The organism is Mesorhizobium sp. WSM4830 (genome assembly GCF_055811495.1).
In genome coordinates this window covers 34,158-57,471 of record NZ_JBVVQI010000013.1, presented here as the reverse complement: position 1 = coordinate 57,471, position 23,314 = coordinate 34,158, and the positions used below count along the sequence as shown (strand labels likewise).

The window sequence follows — 23,314 nt, the reverse complement described above, 5'->3', positions numbered from 1 at the left end:
GTCTTACTGGTGGTTAATGGCTGGCTGGTGGATATTGGCTGGCTGGTGGATATTGGCTGATACGCTCACAATCTTGTTTTTTATCTATTATCAGACAAATGCAGATAGGCGACAAGCTGTCAACAGCAATCCATGGCCGGCAATCAACTTGCGGTGCAATCATTGAAACCGGTTCGACTCCTGGTCTAGGGATGGCGCTGGAGACCGATTGAATGGCAGCGAACCTTGCCCCGGGTGCACCCGGCATTCCGGCGCGCTGGACGTCGAGCGCCAAGAGCGGCGTCGGCACCGCGCTGTCGCCGGCCTGCCCGATCTGGTTCACTATCAGTCACGGTATTCTCAACGAGATCTACTATCCCCGCCTCGATAGCGCCTGCACCCGCGATCTGGGGCTGATCGTCACCGGACCCGACGGCTACTTCTCGGAAGAAAAGCGCGACGCCGAGCATCGCATCGAAACCCTCGAGGACGGGGTGCCTGCCTACCGGCTGGTCAACACCGCAGCCGATGGAACCTACAGGATCGAGAAGCGCATCCTGACGGATCCGGAACGTCCCGTCCTGCTGCAGGAGATGATATTCACGCCGCTCAAAGGCGCGGCCGCCGACTACCGCGTCCACGCGCTGCTGGCACCGCACCTAGTCAACGCCGGCATGGGCAACACCGCCTGGATCGACGACCATGAAGGACAGGCTGTCCTGTTTGCATCGGGACGCGGCACCTGCCTGGCGCTCGCCTCGTCGCTGGCGTGGAAGGCGTGCGCGGCCGGCTATGTCGGCGTCTCCGACGGCTGGCGGCAGCTTCGTCAAGACGGCCGGCTCGATCCGGCCTGCCGCAGGGCCGAGGACGGCAATGTCGCGCTGACCGGCGAGATTGGCTTTTCGGCTGCGAACCCAAAAGTATTGCTGGCACTGGGCTTCGGCACGACGCCGCAACAGGCGGCGGAGACTGCTTTCGCCAGCCTGAGGCTAGGCTTTGAGCCCGCAGCCAGATCCTACATCGACAAATGGCGCAAATGGCAGGCCGGATTGCTGCCGCTGGACCGGCATGCGGCGTCCGGCCTCAACAGCTACCGCCTCAGCACGGGGGTGCTGGCGACGCACCACTCGTCTACCGGAGCCGCCGTGGCCAGCCTGTCGATCCCGTGGGGCTTCAACAAGGGCGACGACGATCTCGGGGGCTATCACCTGGTCTGGCCGCGCGATCTGGTCGAAACCGCCGGCGGCTTCCTCGCCGCCGGCGATCCGGCAGAAGCCTTGCGCATCCTTGGCTATCTGCGCTCGATCCAGCAGCCGGACGGCCATTGGCCGCAGAACGCCTGGCTCGACGGGTCGGTCTATTGGCCGGGCATCCAGATGGACGAATGCGCCTTCCCGCTGCTGCTGGCCGACGCGCTGCGCCGCGCCACCCATTTGCCGCCTGCCGCACTCTCCTCCTTCATGCCGATGATCGAGCGCGCTGCTGCCTATGTCGTGCGCAACGGCCCGGTCACCGGCGAGGACCGCTGGGAGGAAGACGCCGGCTACAGCCCGTTCACGCTTGCGGTCGAGATCGCCGCGTTGCTTGCGGCTGCGGACATCTTCGATGCCGCCGGCAAAACAGAGCCGGCAAACTATCTGCGCGAGACCGCCGATGTCTGGAACGACCAGATCGAGCGCTGGACCTACGTCGCCGGCACCGCCGCATGCGAGCAAGCCAGCGTCGAAGGCTATTATGTCCGCATCGCCCCGCCCGACACCGCCGGCGCGGCATCGCCGAGGGACGGCTTTGTACCGATCAAGAACCGCCCACCCGGCGATACGGACCGGCCGGCCGAAGCGATCGTCAGCCCGGATGCGCTGGCGCTGGTCCGCTTCGGTTTGAGGGCAGCCGACGATCCGCGCATCCTCGACACGGTCAAGGTCATCGACGCGCAATTGCGCTGCGAACTGCCGCAGGGCCCGCTCTGGTACCGCTACAATGGCGATGGCTATGGCGAGCATGCCGACGGCGCGCCCTTCGATGGAACCGGCCAGGGTCGGCCCTGGCCGCTTCTGGTCGGCGAGCGCGCCCATTACGAGCTGGCGGCAGGCCGTAGGGATAGCGCGGCAAGCTTGCTCAGGACGTTCGAGATCTCTGCCGGGCCGGGCGGCCTGCTGCCGGAGCAGGTCTGGGACGGTCCCGACATGCCGGACCGCGAATTGCGGTATGGCGGGCCCTCCGGCAGCGCCAAGCCGCTGGTCTGGGCCCATTCCGAGCACATCAAGCTGCTGCGTTCGCTGCGCGACGGCGCCGTGTTCGACATGCCGCCGCAAGGCGTCAAGCGCTATATCGAGGGCAGGACGGTGTCGCGCTTCAGGGCATGGCGCTTCAATCACAAGATCCGTAACATCCCGGCAGGCAAGGCGCTGCGCATCGAACTCCTGGCCCGGGCGGTGGTTCATTGGAGCAGCGACAATTGGGCAACCGTCCATGACACCGAGACCGCCGCGAACGCTTTCGGCATCCATCTTGCGCAATTGCCGGTTGCCGACGCCGCTCCGGGCAATAGCCCGGACAATAGCATTGTCTTCACATTCTTCTGGTCCGATACCGGCCGTTGGGAGAACGCCGACTTTTCTGTCGGCATCGGCGATACCGGATAGAGCATGATCCCGCAAAGTGGAGACCGGTTTTCGGAAAAGATCATGCTTCAATAACAGCGCCACTAGATCATCGATCCCTCAAGTAAGGCAGGACGAGACCATGCAGATAGGAATGATGGGACTGGGCCGGATGGGTGCCAATATGGTTCGGCGCCTGCTGCGCGATGGCCACGAATGCGTCGTCTACGACATCAACCCGGCGAGCGTCGCGGCGCTTGTGAGCGCCGGCGCGGTCGGAGCCGCCTCGATGGAGGAGTTCGTCGGCAAGCTGGCGAAGCCGCGCAGCGCCTGGCTGATGCTGCCGGCGGCGATCACCGGCAGGATCGTCGACCAGGTGGCTGCCCTGATGGAGCCGGGCGACATCATCATCGACGGCGGCAATTCCTATTATCACGAGGCCGTCGACCACGCCGCGCGCCTCGCCTTGAACGGCTTGAGCTATGTCGATGTCGGCACCAGCGGCGGCGTCTGGGGCCTCGAGCGCGGCTACTGCCTGATGATCGGCGGCCCCGACAGCGCGGTCCAGCATCTCGACCCGGTCTTCGCGACGCTAGCGCCGGGTGCCGATTCAGCTTCGCCCGCCCCCGCCAAGGGTGCCGGAACCGCGCCCTTCGGCTATCTCCACTGCGGACCAAGCGGCGCCGGCCATTTCGTCAAGATGGTCCACAATGGCATCGAATACGGCGTCATGGCCGCCTATGCCGAGGGCATGAACATCCTGAAGTCGGCGAATGCCGGCAAACGGCAGCGCACCGCCGACGCCGAAACCAGCCCGCTCGAAAACCCGCAATATTACCAGTTCGACATCGACATCGCTGAGGTGGCCGAGGTCTGGCGGCACGGCAGCGTCATCGGCTCGTGGCTGCTCGATTTGACGGCCGGCGTGCTGAAGGCCGATTCGTCGTTGACGCAGTTCGGCGGGCGGGTTTCGGATTCCGGCGAAGGCCGCTGGACGCTGAAGGCGGCGATCGACACCGGCGTGCCGGCGCCGGTGCTGTCCTCGGCGCTGTTCGACAGGTTCTCCTCGCAAGGCGAATCCGAATTCGCCGACAAGCTTCTGTCCGCAATGCGCTACGCCTTTGGCGGCCACGTCGAAAAACCGAAGGCCGGCGCGTGACGGGCGACAGGGAGGCACGCCCATGAGCCAGGAACGATCGGACACGCTGGTGCTTTTCGGCGCCACCGGCGATCTCGCCCACAAGAAGATCTTCCCCGCCCTTTACGCCATGGTGGCCAAGGGAACGCTGAACGAGCCGGTGATCGGCGTCGCCTTCGACCCCTGGGACCTCGCCAAGCTGCAGGCGCGCGCCCGCGACGGCATCGTCAACGCCTTGGGCAGCATCGACGACAAGATCTTCGCCAGGCTTGCTTCGCTGCTGCGCTATGTCAGCGGCGACTACCGGGCGCCCGCGACCTTCGAGAAGCTGAAGACCGCGCTCGGCAGCGCTGAGCGACCGCTGCATTATCTGGCGGTGCCGCCGGCGATGTTCGAGGTGGTCGTCCAGGGGCTGGAGCAGTCGGGCGCCGCCCAGGGCGCGCGACTGATGGTGGAAAAGCCGTTCGGCCACGATCTGCAATCGGCGCGCTGGCTGAACCGAGTGCTGCATCTGGTCTTCGACGAGAAGTCGATCTTCCGCATCGACCATTATCTCGGCAAGGAGGCGATCCAGAACCTGCTCTATTTCCGCTTCGCCAATTCCTTCCTCGAGCCGATCTGGAACCGCAATTACGTCGAGAGCGTACAGATCACCATGGCCGAAGATTTCGGTGTCGAGGGCCGCGGCCGTTTCTATGACGAGGTCGGCTGCATCCGCGACGTTATCGAAAACCACCTGCTCAATATCCTGTTGCTGCTCGCCATGGAGCCGCCGGTCGGCCGCTCGGCCGACGATCTGATCGACGAGAAGGTGCAGGTGCTGCGGGCGATCCGGACGCTGACCAGGGACGATGTCGTGCGCGGCCAGTTCGACGGCTATCTCAACGAGCCCGGCGTGGCGCCGAACTCGCCGGTCGAGACCTTCGCGGCGGTGCGCTTTTTCGTCGATACCTGGCGCTGGCAGGATGTGCCGTTCTTCATCCGCGCCGGCAAATCCCTGCCGGTGCACGCCACCGAGGTCATCGTGCGGCTGAAGCGGCCGCCGCTCGACGTCTTCGATCCAATCAAGCCCGGCGACTGCAATCACGTGCGCTTCCGCATCGATCCGCAGGTGGCGATCTCGATCGGAGCTCGCCGCAAGGCACCCGGCGACGACATGGTCGGCGAGCAGGTCGAGCTCACTGCGCTCGATGATTCGAAGGGCGACATGCCGCCTTACGAGCGGTTGATCGGCGACGCCATGAACGGCAACGGCCAGCTGTTCACCCGCCAGGACGCCAGCGAGCTCGCCTGGCGCATCGTCGGTCCGGTGCTCGGCGACACCACGCCGCCGCCTATCTACGCGCCAAAGACGTGGGGGCCGGCCGAAGCGATGGCTGGATTCGGGCCGCCGAACGGCTGGATCAATCCAGCGACATGATTTCTGGGAGGCGACGGCCATGGCGAAAGCAGTAAAGCAACCGGCACCCGACGCCGAAAAGATCGTGCTTGCGATCGATATCGGCGGCTCGCACGTCAAGATCCGCACCAGCGCCGGTGGCGACGAGCGCAAGGCCGCTTCCGGACCGGAGCTGACGCCGCAGCAGATGGTCGCGGCGGTGAAGACGCTCGCCGAAGGGCTGCACTACGATGTCGTCTCGATGGGCTATCCGGGCCCGGTGCACCACAACCGGCCGCTGACCGAACCCGCCAATCTCGGCAAGGGCTGGGTCGGCTGCGATTTCGCCGCCGAGTTCGGCAAGCCGGTGAAAGTCGTCAACGATGCGCTGATGCAAGCCGTCGGCAGTTATGAGGGCGGCCGCATGCTGTTCCTCGGCCTCGGCACCGGCCTGGGGGCCGCGATGATTGTTGACAACGTCGCCCAGCCGATGGAGCTTGCCCATCTTCCCTACAAGAAGCGCGGCAGTTTCGAAGACTATGTCGGCGAACGCGGCCTGCAAAAGCGGGGCAAGAAGAAATGGCGCAAATACGTCTTCGACGTCGTCGACCGGCTTCGCACCGCGATGCAGCCGGATTACGTGGTCATCGGCGGCGGCAATGTCGATGAACTCACCGACTTGCCCGCCGATTGCAGACGCGGCGACAACACACGCGCCTTCGAAGGCGGATTTCGACTATGGCGCGACAAATCCCTGATTATCTGATATTGCTGATTGTCTGATATTATCGAGCACCGGCTCAGGGTTGTTAATCCCGCGCTGCCGTTAGTATTATTATTCAAAATAATGTGTGACGTGGTGCGGCGTCATTGCATTGCGCAGATTTGCCGACTAGGAATTTCTGCGACCCCCACGGACGGAGAAATAGATTGATCGACGACAGCAACAACGCTCGCAAGGACATCGACCTGCTCGAGCTGACCGCCCATATCGTGTCCGCATATGTCGAGAAGAACCGCTTGCCGGCTTCCGGCCTCGGGGATCTCATCGCCAGCGTCAGCGCTTCCATAACAGGGCTCGGGCAACCGGCAGTGCCGGTCGCCGCGCCGCTGACGCCTGCCGTCAATCCCAAGAAATCGGTGACGCCGGACTACATCATCTGTCTCGAGGACGGCAAGAAGTTCAAATCCTTGAAGCGCCATATCGGCGTCCATTTCGGGCTGACGCCAGACGCCTATCGCGCCAAATGGGGCCTGCCGTCGGACTACCCGATGGTCGCCCCCAACTACGCGGCCTCGCGTTCGCAGCTCGCCAAGGCGATCGGCCTCGGCCGCAAGGCCGCCCCGCCCGCGCCCGTCAAGGGCCGGGGCAGGAAGGCCAAGGCGACGGCTTAGGCTTCGTTGGTATTTGATCGGCCTGCGAACGGCGGTCTCTGCATCCGGTAGCAGCACCAATTGCCATCGTGGCGCTGCCCCTCATCGCCCTGCCGGGCACTTCTCCCCGTAAGAACGGGGAGAAGGGGCTTGACCGCGACGCTGGCGAACCCCCTCGCCCCGTCCTCACGGGGAGAGGGTAAGGGTGAGGGGCAGCGCAAACGCCCCAAGATTGGCAGGGCGATGGAAAACCGCCTTCGACCAGCCTGTCTCCCTTGGCCAGAACGAAATTGTTGATCCAGGCCGGATTTTGCCGCGCGTCCCGCGCCGAACTGGGTTAAAGGCTCTTTTGGCCGGACCAGCGCCCATCGTGGAAGTGCCCCGCCGGCCGACATCGCCGCCACGGGGCCTTATTCCATGACCACAGAATCCCAAATACCGTCCGACCAGCGCTATGCCGCCTTTCGCCACCGGCCGTTCCTGAGCTACTGGGCGGCGCGCTTCCTCTCGACATTTTCCACCCAGATCGTGTCGGTCGCCGTCGGCTGGCAGATCTACGATCTCACCCGCGACCCGTTCGACCTCGGCCTTGTCGGCATCGTCCAGTTCCTGCCTTCGCTGCTGCTGGTGCTGGTCACCGGCGACGTAGCCGACCGCTTCGGGCGCCGGCTGATCATGGCGCTGGCGGTGCTGGTCGAGGCGGGCTGCGCCTTGGCCCTGTTGCTGCTGACGCTGCGCGGCCTCTCCGGACCGATGCCAGTCTTCATCGTGCTCGCCATGTTCGGCATCGCGCGCGCCTTCTTCGGGCCGGCCTCGTCATCATTGTTTGCCAATCTGGTGCCGCCGGAGGATTTCGCCAACGCCATCGCCTGGAACTCGTCCGCCTGGCAGACGGCAACCATCGTCGGGCCGGTGGCCGGCGGCCTGCTCTACGGGCTTTCGGCCGAAGCCGCCTATACCACCGCGGCCGTGCTGATGCTCATTGCCGCCGTGCTGATCTTCACCATCCCGAAGCCCGCCCAGCGCAGCCGGACCGACAGGCCGACGGTGCAGACCCTGTTCGCCGGCTTCGGCTATATCTGGAGCGAAAAGATCGTGCTCGGCGCGATATCGCTCGATCTGTTCGCGGTGCTCCTGTCCGGCGCCTCGGCGCTGCTGCCGGTCTATGCGCGCGATATCCTCGAACTCGGCCCGTGGGGGCTCGGCCTGTTGCGCTCGGCGCCCGGCGTCGGCGCCATCTGCGTCGCCATCTGGCTGGCCGGACACCCGATCCGCAACCATGCCGGCCTTGTCATGCTGGGCTTCGTAGCGCTGTTCGGCGCGTTCACCGTCCTGTTCGGCCTCTCGACCATCACCTGGCTGTCGATCGCAGCCCTCGCCCTGCTCGGCGCCACCGACATGTTCAGCGTCTATATCCGCGAGACGCTGATCCAGCTGTGGACGCCGGACGACGTTCGCGGCCGCGTCAACGCTGTCAACCAGGTGTTTGTCGGCGCCTCCAATGAGCTCGGCGAATTCCGCGCCGGCACCATGGCCGCGTTGATAGGCACGGTTCCGGCCGTGGTGGTCGGCGGTGTCGGGGCGATCGCTGTCGCCGGTCTATGGGCGGTGCTGTTCCCGCAGCTGCGCAAAGTGCGTCATCTCAGGGGGCGAAACTGATTACCGCAACGCCGGCTTGCCGAAAATCATCGGCAGGAACTCGCCGAGCCAGCGCTTGAGGTGCATGTCCCAGATCAGCCGGCCGCCGAGATGGTCGCGGCCGGGCTGGGCGCCGGGCAGTTCGAAGCGGTGCGCGCCGCGCACCACCCAGCGCTGCATCATCGCCCGGGTCAATTCGCCATGGAACTGGATGCCCCAGGCATTGGCGCCATAGCGGAAGGCCTGGTTGGGATAGGTTTCGGCCGTCGCCAAAAGCGTCGCGTCCTTCGGCAGCGAAAAGCCCTCGCGATGGAACTGATAGACCATCTCCGGCCAATGCATCAGCCTGCTGCCCGCTTCGGTCGCCTTCAGCGGATACCAGCCGATCTCGACGAGGCCCTCGCCATGGCCCTCGACCCTGCCGCCAAGATGCCTGACCAGCATTTGCGCGCCGAGACAGATGCCAAGCAGCGGCCGGTTCTCGTCGAGCGGAATTTTGAGCCAGTCGGTCTCGCGGCGGACGAACTCGTCGCCGTCATTGGCGCTCATCGGCCCGCCGAACACCACGGCGCCGGCATGGCCATCCAGCGTCTGCGGCAAGGCCTCGCCGAGCGGCGGGCGGCGGATGTCGAGGTCGAAGCCTTCCTCGATAAGCATATGGCCGACCCGTCCGGGGCTCGAATGCTCCTGATGCAGCACGATCAGGATCTTTGGTCTCGGAGTTGGCTTGGGCGGCATTGGAAGGCGGGATCCTGTCTATTCGTCGCTTGACGTTCCAGCAGCACCAGGAGCCGCGGCGGCCGCCTTGAGGCGCGCCTCGACACGGTCGCGACGTTCGACGCCGATCAGCTCGGCGACCCGCCAGACGGTATTGTCCTCGAGTTCGTGCAGCTCGCCATCGGCATAGACGATCTCCCACATCAGGCCGATGAAGGCCTTTCGCGCCTCGGCGTCGAGATGGCGCTTGAGCACACTGGTGAAGGCGCAGAGGTCGATCGCCTCATTGTCGGCCCGCTCGCCGGCAGCCGCCAGCGCGTCGAGTTCGTCGCCGCTGATCGAGTAGCTTTCTGCCAGCACCTTCTTGAACCGTTCCCATTCGGTATCCTGGCGCACCCCGTCGGCGTTCATCACGTGGAAAAGCAGGGCGGACGCCGCAATGCGCGGATCGTCGGCGCTGGCGCTGGCGCCACCACTGGACGGCAGATCCCTTAGAAACGACAGAACGCGTTCGAACATCAAATCATTCCCAATAAGCCCGGGTCCACTCGACCCTGATCAGAACAAACGAAACCGGCGCGGCGATTTATCCGCCGCGTCGTCGGGATCGACGCCGGGATCGTCGGGCAGCCGCGCCAGCTCCTGCGCCGGCTCGACGGCCTCGGCATCTTCCGGCACTTGGGCAAACGCCGCCGCGGTGATTGGTGTCACATGATCCTCGCCGGCACGGTCGACCGTCTTCTCCTCGGTCGCCGTACCCGGTGTCTCGGCTGCAACCGCCGTGTGCTCGATCGTCCCGGCACTTTCCTGTACCGGCTTGGCCGGAGCCGCGATGGCCGGCACCGGCGCCTCCGGCGTATCTTCATGGCTGTCGATCAACTGGCCGAGCCGCTCCATCGGCGCCCGCCATTCGAATGCATCGAGCCTGCCGGTGATCGGCGATACCGGAACCCAGCGTTCGGAGACGACGCCGTCGGCAACCCAGGCCGGATCGCGCGGCGCCCTCACTGCCTTCGACAACAGCTGCCGCACCTTGCCCTGGTCGCCCGTCTCGGCTTCCTCGATATCGGCCAGCAGAAGATAGGCGCCTTCACGGCGATCCATGCGGATGGCGGCTTCCGCCTCCCGACGGGCGGTTGAAAACTCCTGCGCATCGAGCGCGGCGCGGGCCACGGCAAGCGAGGACTCGGCATGGTTCTTCTTCAGCTCCTGCAGCTTCTTTGCCCGGTTCAGCCGGTCGAGTACGGCATCGCCCGGCCTGGCATGGGTATAGAGCTCGGCGATTTCCGGATGCGGCTCGGCCTTCCACGCCGCCTCGAGGATTTTCGAGCCTTTGCGCACGTCGTTCTGCCGAAACAGCAATTTCGCCGCGACGACCGCCGCCGGTGCAAAATCCGGCCGCAGCCGGTTGGCTTCGAGCGCCGCTGTCCGGGCGGCATTGGCATCGCTGTCGATCAGCGCCTGCGCCTTGGCGGTCAGCAGCACGGCGCGGCGCCGGTTGGCGGCGTCGCGCTCGATCTGCCGGGTCGACTTCTGGGCGTCGACCAGTTTCAGCGCGCCATCCCAGTCGCCACGCCCGGTCAGGTCTTCCAGCGTCGATTCGGCCGCCCAGGCCAGTTGCGGCGCCACCGCCGCCGCACGGCCGGCATAGTGGCGGGCCGCGTTGCGGTCGCCGAGCCGCTCGGCCTCGAGATAAAGCCCGCGCAGGCCGAGCAGCCGCATTTCGGGATCGTCGAGCATGGTCTCGAATTTTTCACGGGCGCCTTCATGGTCGCCTTCGAGCAGCGAGGCCTGCGCGTCGAGCAGCTGGATCAGCGGCTCCTGGTCTGAGCGGATCAGCTTGGCCGCTTCCTTGGTCTTCTTGCGGGCGAGCGCGCCGTCTCCGGCGCCGGCCGCGATCATCCCGGTCGACAGCGCCTGGTAGCCGCGGTCGCGGCGGCGCACGCGAAAATAGCGCGAGATCGTATAAGGGCTGGTCCACAGCGCCTTGACCAGCCACCAGACGATCATCACCGCGGCAACCACGGCGACCACCGCCACCGCCGCGACCATCAGGCTGACCTGGTATTGATAGCCGTTGAAGGTGACGAGCATTTCACCCGGCCGGTCGGCCAGCCAGGCGAAGCCGAGCCCAAGCGCAAAGACGACGGCGAGGAAGGCGAGGATGCGGATCATAGGGTTCCTCACGCCTTCATCGCGCCGGCGATCAGCGAATCGATCTGTGTCTCGACCTCCATCCGTGCTTTCAGCTTGCCGGCAAAGTCGGCGCCGGCGGCCTTGGCCGCCTCAGGCAGGGTTTCGTATTCGCTGAGCGCCTTGGCGTAGTCGCCCTGGTTGACCGCAACTTCCATGCGGGCGACGGTTTCCGGAACGCCGGCGCCTTCGACGGCGCCGATCGGCCTGACCTTGACCAGCGATTCGGCGCTCGACAGCAGCTTTTGCAGGATGCCGGCATTCTGGTCGACGGGCGTCGCGGCAGCGACCATGGCGTTGGCGGCGGCGTCCGCTTCGGCGGCGATCTCGGCCCGCGTCGGGACGCCCTTTTCGGCATAGGTGCGCAACGTCGCGAGCTCGAGAGCATCGGGTGAGATCGCGGCAAAGGTTTCGAGTTCGGCGGCGAACGGCGCACCACGGTCGAGCGCTGCCTTGAGCGCCGAGGCGGCAATGGCCAGTGCGATCTTCGGCTGCGAAGCCTGTGCATCGACCTTGCCCGAGAGCTGTGAAACCGACTGTTCCAGCGCCGCAAGCCGGCCGTCCTGCGCCTTTGCCGTGTCGCCGGCGGATTTCACCAGCGCGTCGAGCGCGGCCAGCCTTTCGTTGAGCGGGCCGAGATCGACCGGCGCCGTACCGCCGGCCTTGCCGAGGGCCGCGACCGCCGTCTCGATCTGCCGGACCTTGTCGCCAAGTGCTGCCACCCCGGCATTGTCGCCGGCGCCGCCTTGCTCGACCGTCGATTTCAACGCCGCAACGTCCGCCCTGACCTGATCCAGCGCCGACGACAGCCCATCCACCTTGGCCGATGCGTCATTGTTGGCGCCGGCCTGTCTGAGGTCCGCGACCTCGCGCTTCAGCGAAACGATCTCACCATTGACCGCGTCGAGCGACACGCCGCCTGGCCCCGGCGCACCGAGCAGGCCGGCAAATTGCAGCCCGCCGGCGGCGGCCAGGGCGATGACGCCGCCGATAATCCCGGCGGCGATGCCGTTGATGCCGCTCCGCTTCGGCTGCGCTGCCATATGGTCGTCCCTCGTCCCGGCTGTCTTCTCGCCGGAGCCTGCGATGCCCGGTTCGTTGGCTCCAGTTGGGCTGGATGCATCGTCGAAACTGTAGTCTGAAACCGTGGAGCGACCGGCCGGCGCATCCGAACCGGCGGGGTAAGGGGTTTCCGTTTCCCTGGTAGAATCGGCGCCGGCATCCGCCGGCTCTCGCGTGCCGGCCGGCGCGGCTGCGTCGGCATGTTCCCAAGGCTCGAGATCGGTCTGGTCCGCATGCACCGGCTCTTCAGGCGGCTCCGGCTGCGAGGCGTTCGCCGCTTCCTCGGCCCGCGCCTCGTCGGTCTGCGCCGCGGCTGGCTGCTGCGTGCTGGCATCCTGTTGGTCGGCGAGTCGCGAGACGGCGCCGGGCTCGAGCTCGATGGTCACCGGCTCACGGCGGCTCTTGGAATGCCGCATTTTCGGCGTCTTGACCATGCTCGGGCTCCGCAAGATTCGCTTCGGGATGGTTTGAAGGGTCTAGCACATCACCAAGCGGTGAAAAGGGGCGGCGTGATGACGCCACGGCTTGGAGTTCAGTTTTGGCAAAACGCCGCAGGGCCGAATCCACGCTTCAAGCCAAGGCCCATGCTCGGCACACAAAAAACCCGCCTCGGCGGGCGGGTCGTTGGAGCCAGTTAGCACCATACCCAAATTAGTAGCATAGCTGCCGGCACAAAGCAAGAACAAAATATGACTTGAGGGCAATCATCCACATTGGCGCTACCTGCCGAGCTGCTAATATCTCCCTTTGCGGGGCAGATCGGCAGCTTCGCGGCGAATGCCGGTCAGCGCGACGCCTGCAAAAGCCCCAGCAAGGCATCCTCGCTGGGCTCAGGCGCAATCCGGATCCCGGCGACATCGCCCAAGGCCCCGGCAATGCGCCCCGACAAGGCGAAAAAGCGCGTGTCCTGAAAAAGGCCACGCAGCGCCGGCCGGCTAGCCAGGGCCTGCATAGCGGTGGCCGCCTTGGCCGAATAGAGCAGCACCGCCTCGACCGGCCGGGCGGACAGGCGCGCAAGAACGGCCTCGTCGGAGTAATCCAGCACAACGGTGTCGTAGGTCTCGACGGCGCGGACCTGAACGCCCGCCGCCTGCAGCCGCTCTTCGAAACCCGGAAACCGCACCCGCCCGCAGAGATAGACGATCGTCTGCCCCGCGTAGCCGCCGGCAAGCGCATCGGCCAGCCCCTCGGCATTCCCCGGGCCTTCGCTGACCGACAGAAACCCGGCCGCGCGGGCGGCTTCCGCCGTCTTCGTGCCGACGGCGTGGCAGGGCAAGCCGGCGAGCGCCGCGATGACCTCCTTCGGCGCATGGCGAACCGCATTGGCGCTGGTGACCGCTACCGCCGCCGCGGCGTCGGCGAGCGCGCCGGCATCGACCGGCAGCGCCACTGTTTCGGTCAGCGGCAGCAGGATCGCCTGAAAGCCGGCATCCGCGAGCCGGCGCGCCGTGCGCGAGGCGCCCGGTTCGGGTCTCGTCACCAGGACGCGGGGCATGTCAGGTCCAGCCGTCGAAGAATGTTTCGCCGGCCTTGGCCCGAACGGTCGCGGCGGCTTCCGCGCCGATGCGCGCCGCCTCCTGCGCCGGCCCTTCCAGCCTGACTTCATGCGACTGCGTACCATCGGGCGAGATGATCAGCCCGGCAAAGGAAACCGTTCCGCCCGATATCGTCGCATGGCCGGCGATCGGCGTGCGGCAGGAGCCGTCGAGTGCCGCCAGGAAGGCGCGCTCGCAGGCCAGCGCCTGGCCGGTCGGCCCGTCGTGGATCGCAGTCAGCATCTCTTCCACGTCGCGGTCGCCGATGCGGCTTTCGATGCAGATCGCGCCTTGCCCCGGCGCCGGCGGAAAGACGTCGAGCGGCATCAGGTCGGTGACGACATCTTCGAGCCCGAGCCGCTTCAGTCCGGCATAGGCGAGGATGGTGCCGTCGGCGATGCCCTCGTCGAGCTTGCGCAGCCGCGTCTGCACGTTGCCGCGGAACATCACCACGTCGATGTCCGGCCGCATCCGCCGGATCAGCGCCTGGCGCCGCAGCGACGACGAGCCGACCCTGGCGCCTTGCGGCAGGCTGGCAATCGTTCGCGCCGCCTTGCCGATGAAGGCATCGCGCGCGTCCTCGCGCGGCAGGAAGGCGGACAGTTCCAGCCCTTCGGGCAACAGCGTCGGCATGTCCTTCGACGAATGCACGGCGATGTCGATGCGGCGCGCCAGCAGCGCCTCCTCGATCTCCTTGGTGAACAGGCCCTTGCCGCCGGCTTCCGACAGCGGCCGGTCCTGGATGCGGTCGCCGCTGGTCGAAATGACGACCACCTCGAATGCTTCGGCCGGCATGCCATGCGCGCCCATCAGCCGCGCCTGCGTTTCATGCGCCTGCGCCAGCGCCAGCGGGCTGCCGCGTGTTCCGATTTTCAAGGTTGTTTGCATGACGCGCCGTCCGTGATAACCCCCGGCAGATCGAGGCCGTTTTCCGGCTTTCTCCTATCGGGGAAAGGCCGGTTGCACAATCATCGAGGACAGCGACGAATTGATCCGCGTTCTGGGCATCGAGACGAGTTGCGACGAGACCGCCGCCAGCGTGGTGGCGCTGGACGGTCGCAGCACGCCGCAAATCCTGTCTAACGTCGTGCTCAGCCAGATCGAAGAGCATGCCGTTTTCGGCGGCGTCGTGCCGGAGATCGCCGCGCGCGCCCATGTCGAGGCGCTCGACGGCATCATCGAGGCAGCGCTGGCCGATTCCGGCGTCGACCTCGCCGATATCGATGCGATTGCCGCTACCGCCGGTCCCGGCCTTGTCGGCGGCCTGATCGTCGGCCTGATGACGGCCAAAGCAATCGCCGCGGCGGCAAAAAAACCGCTGATCGCCATTAACCATCTCGAAGGCCACGCGCTGACGGCCAGGTTGACCGACGGGCTCGACTTTCCCTACCTCTTGCTGCTGGTCTCCGGCGGCCATACCCAGATCGTCGCCGTGCGCGGCGTCGGCGACTACCAGCGCTGGGCGACGACCATCGACGACGCGCTTGGCGAGGCCTTCGACAAGACTGCCAAGATGCTCGGCCTGCCCTATCCGGGCGGACCGAATGTCGAGCAGGCGGCGGCAAATGGCGATGCGGCGCGTTTTGCCTTTCCGCGCCCGATGAAGGGCTCGGCGCAGCCTGATTTTTCCTTCTCCGGCCTCAAGACCGCGGTACGCCAGGCGGCAACGGCGATTGCCCCGCTGAGCGACCAGGATGTCGCCGATATCTGCGCCTCGTTCCAGGCGGCGGTGGCGGATGCGCTGGGCGACCGTGTTGCGCGAGCGCTGACCAGGTTCCGTCAGCAATTCCCGGACAAGGCCGGGCCTGCGCTGGTTGTCGCCGGCGGCGTCGCCGCCAACCGGACGATCAAGGCGACATTGCAGGGCCTGTGCGAGCAGGCCGGATTCAGCTTCGTCGCGCCACCGCTTAACCTCTGCACCGACAATGCGGCGATGATCGCCTGGGCCGGCATCGAGCGCCTGCGCGCCGGCATATCAGGCGAAAACGCCGCCGATTTCGTGCCGCGCTCGCGCTGGCCGCTGGACAGCGTCTCGGCCCCGATGGTCGGCTCGGGCCGGCGTGGGGCCAAGGCATGACCGGCAGCGAACACAAGGCGCCAAGCGGTTGGCGCGTCGCCGTGCTCGGCGGCGGCGCCTGGGGCACGGCGCTGGCGCTCGCCATGCTGCGCGCCGGTCATTTCGTCCGCCTCTATGCGCGCGACCCGGAGACCGTCGCGGCGATCGACCGGGGCGAAAATCCGCGCTATCTGCCGGGCATCGCGCTCCAGGCCGGCATCGTGGCGACGAGCGACATCGAGGCCGCGCTCGACGGCGCCGACTGCGTTCTGGCGGTGGCGCCGGCGCAATCGTTACGCGCCATGCTGACGGCCGCGTCCAGTCATATGCCGAAAGGCGTCCCGCTGGTCCTCTGCGCCAAGGGCATCGAGCGTGACACCGGCGCGCTGTTGTCGTCCATTGCCGAGGAGATCCTGCCGGCAAATCCGGTCGCCGCTTTGTCCGGCCCAAGCTTTGCCACCGACGTCGCCAAGGGCCTGCCGACGGCTGTGGTGGTCGCCGCCCGCGACGAGGCTCTGGCCACCGACCTTGCCGCCCGCTTTTCGGCGGAAAATCTGCGTTGTTATTCGAGCGACGACCTGATCGGCGTCGAGATCGGCGGCGCGCTGAAGAACGTCTTCGCCATCGCCGCGGGTGCAGTCACCGGCGCCGGGCTCGGCGCCAGCGCCCAGGCGGCAATGGTGACGCGCGGCTTCGTCGAATTGCGTCGCATCGGCGCCGCCTTTGGTGCCAGGCCGGAGACGCTGATGGGGCTTTCCGGCTTCGGCGACCTGCTGCTCACTTGCTCGTCCGCGCAGTCGCGCAATTTCGCTTATGGGCTGGCGCTCGGGCAAGGCAAGCCGCTTGCCGGCTTGCCTCTGGCCGAAGGCGTGCCGACGGCGGCGATCGCCGTCCGCATCGCCGGCGAGCGCCGGATCGACGCGCCGATCATCGCCGCCGTCGCCGCCATACTGGACGGCACCATAACCATAGACCAGGCTGTGTCGGCGTTGATGACACGGCCGCTCAAGACCGAAACCGACATGTAATCCCGAACGATTGCGGAGATGGAAAGATGCTGTTTGCGTTGCTTTGCAAGGACAAACCAGGAAGCCTGCAGCGGCGGCTCGATACGCGGCCCGAGCACATTGCCTTTCTGGAAGGGCTGAACGGCGACAAGAAACTGGCTTTCGCCGGCCCGTTCCTCGACGCCGACGGCAAGCCGAACGGCAGCCTCGTCGTTGTCGAGGCGCCCGATCTGGCTGCGGCAAAAGCCCTGTCGGCGGCCGATCCCTATACCAAGGCAGGGCTGTTCGAAAGCGTCGAAATCCGGCAGTGGAACTGGAGCTTCAACAAGCCTGTGAGTGAATGATCGTTCGTTCGCGCTGCCCCTCATCCGCCTGCCGGCACCTTCTCCCCGTGAAGAACGGGAGAAGGGAGAAGCTCCAGCGCTGGCGACCCCTCTCCCCGTCCTTACGGGGAGAGGGTAAGGGTGAGGGGCAGCGCCAACGCTGGATAGTGACAAACCGACAACGGCAACGGGACAACTGAGATGAACTACTGGCTGTTCAAATCCGAACCCTCGGTCTTCTCCTTCGAAATGCTGAAGGCCAAGGGCAAGGCCGGCACGCAATGGGACGGCGTGCGCAATTATGCGGCGCGCAACAACATGAAGGCGATGCAGATCGGCGATCTCGGCTTTTTCTACCATTCCAATGATGGGCTCGACATTGTCGGCATCGCCGAAGTCTGCGCTCTGGCCCATCAGGACAGCACCACCGACGACCCCCGCTGGGAGTGCGTCGATATCCGCGCCTTCAAGGACATGCCGAAGCCGGTGACGCTGGAGCAGGCCAAGGCCAATCCAAAGCTGGCCGACATGGCGCTGGTGCGGCTCGGGCGGCTGTCCGTGCAGCCGGTGACGCCGGCCGAATGGCAGGAGGTTTGCCGCATGGGCGGCCTGACGCCGGCGCCATGACGGCGCTGACGCCGGACAGCGCCAGGAAATTCATCCTCGACAACACGGAGTTGATGGCGCCGCCGCATGTGCCGGAGATCCGCCTGCACCTGGCCGATGAGGCGCACGACCTGTGGCAGCGGACCGAGGACGAGCTGACTGAAATCGGCCTGCCGCCGCCCTTCTGGGCTTTTGCCTGGGCCGGCGGCCAAGGCCTTGCCCGCTACATCCTCGACAATCCGGCGGCGGTGCGCGGCAGGCGCGTGCTCGACTTCGCCTCCGGCTCCGGCCTTGTCGCCATTGCCGCGGTGAAGGCCGGCGCCGCCGAGGTGATCGCCGCCGATATCGACCCGTTCTGCGCGACCGCGATCCGCCTCAATGCTGAGGCCAACGGGGCCGAGATAAAATTCCTCATCGGCGACTGCATCGGCATCGATGCCGGCTGGGACGTGGTGCTGGCCGGCGACGTCTTCTACGACAAGACTTTCGCCGACAGGCTGATGCCGTGGTTCGTCGCGCTGAAGGCGCGCGGCGCCGACATTCTCGTCGGCGATCCCGGCCGTTCCTATCTGCCGAAGGCGGGGCTGGAGCCGCTTGCCGTCTACGAAGTGGCGGTGACGCGGGCGCTGGAGGACGCCGAGGTCAAGCGCACGACCGTCTGGCGTCTTGCTTGACGGCATCGCCGAACAGGCGTTCCATCACGCAATCGACCGGAGGGAACCATGGATTTTTCAGCAATCAATTGGCTGGCGGTAATCGTCGCCGCCGTCGTCGCGTGGCTGTTCGGCGCGGCCTGGTATATGGGCTTGAGCAAGCCGTGGCTGAAAGCCGCCAAGCTTGATCCGGCGACGATGAGCAAATCGATGCTACCCTTCGTCGTCTCCTTCGTCGCGGAGCTCGTCATGGCACTGGTCATGTCGCTGATCATCGGCGCGGTGACCGGCGGCGAACCGAGCCTGCTTGCCGGGGTTATCTTCGGCTTCGTTCTCTGGCTGGGGTTCGTCGCCACGACGCTTTCGGTCAACCATCGTTACGAAGGCTTCGGCTGGGATCTGACGCTCATCGATGTCGGTCACTGGCTTGGCGTGCTGCTTCTCATCGGCGCGGTGATCGGCTGGTTCGGCGCGGCGGCGGCCTGACCGTCAGCTCGGGGTCTTGGCGATTTCCTCGAGAAGCCAATCGCGAAAGGCGGCAATGCGCGGATCATTCGCCGCACTTTCGGGATAGACCAGGAAATAGGCGAATTCGGGCGCGACCTTGATGCCGAGTTCGAAGGGCCGGATCAGCCGACCTTCGGACAGGTCGTTTGCCACCATGGCGAAATCGGCGAGCGCGACCGCGTTGCCGTCGAGCGCCGTCTGGACGGCATCCGTCGAATTGCCGAACACGATGGTCCGGCTGTCGTCGAAATCGTCGACGCCCGCCGCCGCCATCCATATGCTCCAATTCGGCCAGGTGACGCCTTGGCGCGACCACTCGATATGGGCCAGCGTATGATGGAATAGGTCGCGCGGTTCCTTGAGCGGCGGCCCTGACCGCAGCAAGACCGGACTGCAGACGGGAATGATGACGTTTTCGAACAGCCGGTGCGAGCGAAGCCCCGGATACTTGCCGGTGCCGAAACGGATGCCGAGATCGACGTCGTCGCGATCGAAGTCGCGCACCTCGTAGCTGATGTCGAAACGCAGCTCGATCGCCGGATGCTGCTTGCGAAAATCGTCGACGCGCCGCATCAGCCACTTCGTCGCGAATTGCGCATCGAGGGTGACCTTCAGCAGCGCCGATCCGCGCGCCGTCTTCTGCGCCCGTGAGACGGCCCTGCCAAGCAGGTCGAGCGCATCGGTCGAGGCCTCGAACAGCACCGTGCCCGCCTCGGTCAGCCGGATTGTACGGCTTGTGCGTGTGAACAGCACGATGCCGAGCTGATCCTCGATTTCCTTGATCTGGTGGCTGACCGCTGCCGGCGTCAGGCCGAGCTCGTCGGCGGCGCGGGTGAAATTGAGGTGCCGGGCCGCCGCCTCCAGCGTCCGCAGCGCACGGGTTCCAGGCAGCAGGCGCGCCATCACTGCCAGACGAGGAGGGTTCGGTCGAGCATTCCAATCCTCAAACAAAACTTGAAGATGCAGAAAAAACTACTCGTTTCCCGTTTGAATTTCAATCCGCCATGATCCGAACATCGAAGAAACATCAAACCGGATTTGATGTCCGGAGAAGCGGATTGCACCATGTCTGACGTCACCTTGCGCCCTGTAACCCTCCGCCCGGCCTGGCTGCGCGCCGTGCTTGACTGGCTTCGCCACGCGAGAATCGCGATCAGTCTTCCCTACGAGAATGTCGAGAACCTCTCCGATCGCCAGCTGCGCGACATTGGCGGCGAACGCAAGGACATCGCACGCGCCATGGACCGCGAACTCGGCCGGCTCGGCCTTCTCGACATAGGGTGGCAGAGGAGTAGGGCAGTAGGGCAGTAGGAAAAGCTAAGCGGCGCGCCCGCCCCTGTCTCTACCCTTACTGCCCTATTCCCCTACTCCCCTACTCCCTCACCTTACCACCCTCACCACCGTCCGCTCCGACAACAGCGGCAGCAGCCGTGCCATGGTGCGGGCTGTTACCGCGACGCAGCCCTGCGTCGGCGTGAAGCCGGGGCGCGCCAGGTGGAAGAAGATGGCGCTGCCGCGGCCGCGCCGGCGCGGCACAATGTTCCAGTCCAGCACCAGGCAGGCGTCATAGAGATCGTCGGTGCGCAGCATCCGCTCATGGCTGGCGCCATAGGGGATTTTGACCGGGCGGTTGTAATTGCGGTCCCCAGGCACCTCGCACCAGCCGAGGTCGCGGCCGATCGGCGTCATCGCCAGCCGCGTCCGGCGGCCGCCGGCAAAACGGTCGCCGCGAAAATATCCCGACAATATCCGCATCGAGGCGAGCGGCGTGGCGCCGTCGCCCTCGCGCTTGCCGGCCGAGATGCCGCCATGCCCCAGTGCACATGGAAACACGAGTTTGCCGGCCTGCAGAAAGCCCTGGCTGGGCTGGCCAGGCCGCGCCCGCACGGTGAGTACGGTGAGCCCTTTCGGCAAAATTGCGCCGACTGCATTGCGATCTTGTTTTTTCTTGTATGATCGAGCCACGGAACAAATCACTGTGAACGGCTGTTGTGCCGGTCAGCTTCCGCATAAACAGGCAGCGGTCAACTGAAATCTCTTTTCAAAACAACGGATTGATCCATGACTTCACGCACCATTCTGATCGTCGATGACGATGACGACCTGCGCGGCACCCTTGTCGAGCAATTGTCGCTTTATGAGGAATTCGACGTCCTGCAGGAAGCGACCGCCGCCAAAGGCATCGCCACGGCGCGCGGCGGGCTCATCGACCTGCTCATCATGGATGTCGGCCTGCCCGACATGGATGGCCGCGAGGCGGTAAAGATATTGCGCAAGGGCGGCTACAAGGCGCCGATCATCATGCTGACCGGCCATGATACCGATTCCGACACAATCCTTGGCCTCGAGGCCGGCGCCAACGACTACGTGACGAAGCCGTTCCGCTTTGCCGTGCTGCTGGCCCGCATCCGCGCCCAGCTACGCCAGCACGAACAGAGCGAGGACGCCACTTTCTCGGTCGGCCCCTACACGTTCAAGCCCAGCCAGAAGCTTCTGATCGACCCGCGCGGCGCCAAGGTGCGGCTGACCGAAAAGGAAGCCTCGATCATCAAATATCTCTACCGCGCCGACCAGAAGGTGGTGACCCGCGACGTGCTGCTGGAGGAAGTCTGGGGCTACAATTCCGGCGTCACCACGCATACCCTGGAAACTCATGTCTACCGGCTGCGCCAGAAGATCGAGCGCGATCCCTCCAACGCGGAAATTCTCGTGACAGAAAGCGGCGGCTACAAGCTGGTTCCTTAAACATTTCATTATTCAAATAAGCGATCCGGGCGGGGCGCTTTTCGGGTACGGTCCTCAGGCTGGAGGTGGTTTTGGATCGGCCTCGTAGGGGAGGAGTCGGACTGACGGTTCGGGGACATAGCTAGATGGCGCTGGATGACGACATCCGCATCCTGTCCACCGTGAGGCTCTTCGAGGGCTTTACGCAGGAACAGCTGCGTCTGCTCGCCTTCGGCGCCGAAACCACCATGCTGCAAGCCGGCCACAAGCTTTACCGCGAGGACGACGAGGCTGATTGCGCCTATATCGTGATCAGCGGCCGCATCGTCCTCTACCGCGAGCACGATGGCGAGCGCATCCCGATCGGCACCGCCGGCCCCGGCACCATGCTCAGCGAACTGGCGCTGATCGCCGACACCAACCGGCTGACCAGCGCCTCGGCCGAAATCGATTCGGAAGTGCTGCGGCTCAGCCGCAAGATGTTCCGCCGCATCCTCGAGGAATACCCGGAGCTGGCGGTTCACTTGCACCAGCGCATCTCGGAGGATTTCCAGGCGATGATCCGCCGGATCGAGGAACTGGGGCCGCGTTTTGCCGGCTAGAGCAATTCCAGGAAAAGTGTGAAACGGTTTTCCGTCCGGAATTGCGCCAAAACAGAGAGATAGACCGGTTCTGCGTTTCCGTGAAACGAGGAATCGGTCTAATGTAGCGCCTCTGGCCTATCCGGATCGATTTTCGGAACCGCGAGGGCTCAAGGCCGGTGCGTTGCGGAAACAAGCTCGGCCTTGCGCCGTGCCGTCTCCAGTCCCAACGCAATGAAGCGGCGCGCATGTTTGGCCAGCTCCATATTGTCGGTCCACAGATTGCGCCAGATCGCGGTTTTCCGCGACAGGTTCTCGTCGACGATTTCCGACGAGAAGGATTCGAAGCTGAGGTCGTCGCTGTAGCCGATGGCGGTCAGCGCATCGAATATCGCGGCGAAATCGATATTGCCGGTTCCGAGGAAACCGCGATGGCTCTCGCCGATGTGGACATAGCCGATTTTCCTTGCGGCGTTGCGGATGGCCAAGCCGACATCGGCCTCCTCGATGTTCATGTGGAAGCTGTCGAGATGCAGGAAAATGTTGTCGGAGCCGCTGTCCGCGATGAAGGCCATGCCTTGCGCGGCGGTATTGAGCAGATTGCTTTCGAAGCGGTTGACGATTTCGAGGTTGAGGGTGACGCCGGCTGATTTTGCCGTCTCCGCCACCTCGGCCAGCGTGCCGGCGCTGCGGTCCCACTGGTCGCGCGTCGGCACCTCACTCTGCAAGCCGTGGCTGGTGCTGAGGATGCCGGCAACCTTCTGGCCGCCGAGATCGCGGGTCAGCGCGATCGTACGTTTCAGGATTTCGACGCCGTGCGCGGCAATCGTTTTGTCGGCGCTCGAAATATCGCCGTCGGCCGGCAGTCCAATGCTGATCGCAACGCCGAGGCCGAGATCGGCGATCCGCTTGGCCAAGCCGTCAATGTCGACATTGGCGGGGTCTAGATAGGAGAATTCGATCAGGTCGAAGCCGGCCTCCCTGGTGTTGGCCAGCGTCCGCTCGAGGTCGCCCTGCGCCGAGCTCGCCGACCAGACGAATGAGTGGATTCCGATGCGCGACATGATTGTCTCCAGTTATTCCAGCGAACCCCAAGCCCAAAAGCGGTTGGCAATCCGTTGCTCAGAAAAAAGGTGCGGCCGGTCATAACCGCCGCACCACGCGTGGGTGGGGTATCGAGCTGCGGTCCAGCCCATGTAATAATTAAAAATTTAGGCCGGGGTAAGCTTCGGGTGGTGCA

Annotated in this window: 24 protein-coding genes; 15 read left to right on the top strand and 9 right to left on the bottom strand. The window is 65.2% G+C overall.

Annotated elements, in window-relative coordinates; genetic code table 11:
• Positions 1-212 precede the first annotated feature (212 nt).
• The 6 genes from AC0L2Y_RS17895 to AC0L2Y_RS17870 all read left to right on the top strand — a co-directional run bounded on the left by AC0L2Y_RS17895 (position 213) and on the right by AC0L2Y_RS17870 (position 8,131).
• Positions 213-2,624 carry a glucan 1,4-alpha-glucosidase gene (locus AC0L2Y_RS17895; RefSeq protein ID WP_473558246.1) on the top strand — a complete coding sequence of 804 codons (2,412 nt, stop codon included), beginning with the start codon at positions 213-215 and terminating at the stop codon, positions 2,622-2,624.
• A 100-nt stretch (positions 2,625-2,724) separates the two neighbouring features.
• Positions 2,725-3,741: a phosphogluconate dehydrogenase (NAD(+)-dependent, decarboxylating) gene (gene gnd, locus AC0L2Y_RS17890; protein ID WP_473558245.1), complete on the top strand. Its 1,017-nt coding sequence runs from the start codon at positions 2,725-2,727 to the stop codon at positions 3,739-3,741.
• Between the two features lie 22 nt (positions 3,742-3,763).
• Positions 3,764-5,140: a glucose-6-phosphate dehydrogenase gene (zwf, locus tag AC0L2Y_RS17885; protein ID WP_473558243.1), complete on the top strand. Its 1,377-nt coding sequence runs from the start codon at positions 3,764-3,766 to the stop codon at positions 5,138-5,140.
• Positions 5,141-5,159: 19 nt separating this feature from the next.
• Entirely contained in the window at positions 5,160-5,864 is a 705-nt protein-coding gene (locus AC0L2Y_RS17880; protein WP_473558240.1) for an ROK family protein, read from the top strand.
• Positions 5,865-6,028: 164 nt separating this feature from the next.
• Positions 6,029-6,493: a Ros/MucR family transcriptional regulator gene (locus AC0L2Y_RS17875; protein ID WP_473558238.1), complete on the top strand. Its 465-nt coding sequence runs from the start codon at positions 6,029-6,031 to the stop codon at positions 6,491-6,493.
• A gap of 396 nt (positions 6,494-6,889) precedes the next feature.
• Entirely contained in the window at positions 6,890-8,131 is a 1,242-nt protein-coding gene (locus AC0L2Y_RS17870) for an MFS transporter (protein ID WP_473558236.1), read from the top strand.
• Here AC0L2Y_RS17870 and AC0L2Y_RS17865 read toward each other — a convergent pair whose 3' ends face one another.
• From AC0L2Y_RS17865 to hemC, 6 genes are all read right to left on the bottom strand, one after another.
• Positions 8,132-8,848, bottom strand: a complete 717-nt coding sequence (locus AC0L2Y_RS17865) for a glutamine amidotransferase (protein ID WP_473558234.1) — start codon at positions 8,846-8,848, stop codon at positions 8,132-8,134. It lies immediately after the preceding gene.
• A gap of 18 nt (positions 8,849-8,866) precedes the next feature.
• Positions 8,867-9,346, bottom strand: a complete 480-nt coding sequence (locus AC0L2Y_RS17860) for a tellurite resistance TerB family protein (protein ID WP_473558232.1) — start codon at positions 9,344-9,346, stop codon at positions 8,867-8,869.
• A gap of 39 nt (positions 9,347-9,385) precedes the next feature.
• Positions 9,386-11,002, bottom strand: a complete 1,617-nt coding sequence (locus AC0L2Y_RS17855) for a heme biosynthesis HemY N-terminal domain-containing protein (protein ID WP_473558229.1) — start codon at positions 11,000-11,002, stop codon at positions 9,386-9,388.
• A gap of 8 nt (positions 11,003-11,010) precedes the next feature.
• Complete coding sequence (locus tag AC0L2Y_RS17850) at positions 11,011-12,516, bottom strand: COG4223 family protein (protein WP_473558228.1); 1,506 nt, start codon at positions 12,514-12,516, stop codon at positions 11,011-11,013.
• A gap of 350 nt (positions 12,517-12,866) precedes the next feature.
• Entirely contained in the window at positions 12,867-13,577 is a 711-nt protein-coding gene (locus AC0L2Y_RS17845; RefSeq protein WP_473558226.1) for a uroporphyrinogen-III synthase, read from the bottom strand.
• A 1-nt stretch (position 13,578) separates the two neighbouring features.
• A complete protein-coding gene (gene hemC / locus AC0L2Y_RS17840) occupies positions 13,579-14,505 on the bottom strand; it encodes a hydroxymethylbilane synthase (RefSeq protein ID WP_473558224.1) in 927 nt (308 codons plus the stop codon).
• 103 nt (positions 14,506-14,608) lie between these two features.
• Between hemC and tsaD the strand changes: the two genes are divergently transcribed.
• From tsaD to AC0L2Y_RS17810, 6 genes are all read left to right on the top strand, one after another.
• Positions 14,609-15,694 (top strand): tRNA (adenosine(37)-N6)-threonylcarbamoyltransferase complex transferase subunit TsaD, encoded by a 1,086-nt coding sequence (gene tsaD / locus AC0L2Y_RS17835; protein ID WP_473558455.1) that lies wholly within the window; start codon positions 14,609-14,611, stop codon positions 15,692-15,694.
• The gene (locus tag AC0L2Y_RS17830) at positions 15,691-16,701 is read left to right on the top strand and encodes an NAD(P)H-dependent glycerol-3-phosphate dehydrogenase (protein ID WP_473558223.1); all 1,011 of its coding nucleotides are present in this window, start codon (positions 15,691-15,693) and stop codon (positions 16,699-16,701) included. Before tsaD ends, AC0L2Y_RS17830 begins: the two co-directional genes overlap by 4 nt.
• A gap of 26 nt (positions 16,702-16,727) precedes the next feature.
• Positions 16,728-17,024, top strand: a complete 297-nt coding sequence (locus AC0L2Y_RS17825) for a YciI-like protein (protein ID WP_473558221.1) — start codon at positions 16,728-16,730, stop codon at positions 17,022-17,024.
• A 180-nt stretch (positions 17,025-17,204) separates the two neighbouring features.
• Complete coding sequence (locus tag AC0L2Y_RS17820) at positions 17,205-17,630, top strand: EVE domain-containing protein (RefSeq protein ID WP_352468158.1); 426 nt, start codon at positions 17,205-17,207, stop codon at positions 17,628-17,630.
• Positions 17,627-18,283 (top strand): class I SAM-dependent methyltransferase, encoded by a 657-nt coding sequence (locus tag AC0L2Y_RS17815; RefSeq protein WP_473558453.1) that lies wholly within the window; start codon positions 17,627-17,629, stop codon positions 18,281-18,283. The genes AC0L2Y_RS17820 and AC0L2Y_RS17815 overlap by 4 nt, the downstream gene beginning before the upstream one ends.
• Before the next feature lie 48 nt (positions 18,284-18,331).
• On the top strand, positions 18,332-18,748 hold the full coding sequence (locus AC0L2Y_RS17810) for a DUF1761 domain-containing protein (RefSeq protein WP_292663792.1): 417 nt from the start codon (positions 18,332-18,334) through the stop codon (positions 18,746-18,748).
• 3 nt (positions 18,749-18,751) lie between these two features.
• On the opposite strand, the gene gcvA is transcribed toward AC0L2Y_RS17810, so the two are convergent.
• Positions 18,752-19,672 (bottom strand): transcriptional regulator GcvA, encoded by a 921-nt coding sequence (gcvA, locus tag AC0L2Y_RS17805; RefSeq protein ID WP_473558217.1) that lies wholly within the window; start codon positions 19,670-19,672, stop codon positions 18,752-18,754.
• 162 nt (positions 19,673-19,834) lie between these two features.
• Between gcvA and AC0L2Y_RS17800 the strand changes: the two genes are divergently transcribed.
• A complete protein-coding gene (locus AC0L2Y_RS17800) occupies positions 19,835-20,080 on the top strand; it encodes a hypothetical protein (protein ID WP_473558215.1) in 246 nt (81 codons plus the stop codon).
• A 69-nt stretch (positions 20,081-20,149) separates the two neighbouring features.
• Here AC0L2Y_RS17800 and AC0L2Y_RS17795 read toward each other — a convergent pair whose 3' ends face one another.
• Positions 20,150-20,686: a L,D-transpeptidase family protein gene (locus tag AC0L2Y_RS17795; RefSeq protein WP_245274862.1), complete on the bottom strand. Its 537-nt coding sequence runs from the start codon at positions 20,684-20,686 to the stop codon at positions 20,150-20,152.
• A 144-nt stretch (positions 20,687-20,830) separates the two neighbouring features.
• Here AC0L2Y_RS17795 and AC0L2Y_RS17790 point away from each other — a divergent pair, with 144 nt between their 5' ends.
• Both AC0L2Y_RS17790 and AC0L2Y_RS17785 read left to right on the top strand, forming a co-directional pair.
• Entirely contained in the window at positions 20,831-21,514 is a 684-nt protein-coding gene (locus AC0L2Y_RS17790; protein ID WP_254817802.1) for a response regulator transcription factor, read from the top strand.
• Between the two features lie 125 nt (positions 21,515-21,639).
• Entirely contained in the window at positions 21,640-22,095 is a 456-nt protein-coding gene (locus AC0L2Y_RS17785; protein WP_473558212.1) for a Crp/Fnr family transcriptional regulator, read from the top strand.
• A gap of 149 nt (positions 22,096-22,244) precedes the next feature.
• On the opposite strand, the gene AC0L2Y_RS17780 is transcribed toward AC0L2Y_RS17785, so the two are convergent.
• On the bottom strand, positions 22,245-23,138 hold the full coding sequence (locus tag AC0L2Y_RS17780) for a sugar phosphate isomerase/epimerase family protein (protein ID WP_473558209.1): 894 nt from the start codon (positions 23,136-23,138) through the stop codon (positions 22,245-22,247).
• Between the last annotated feature and the right edge of the window lie 176 nt (positions 23,139-23,314).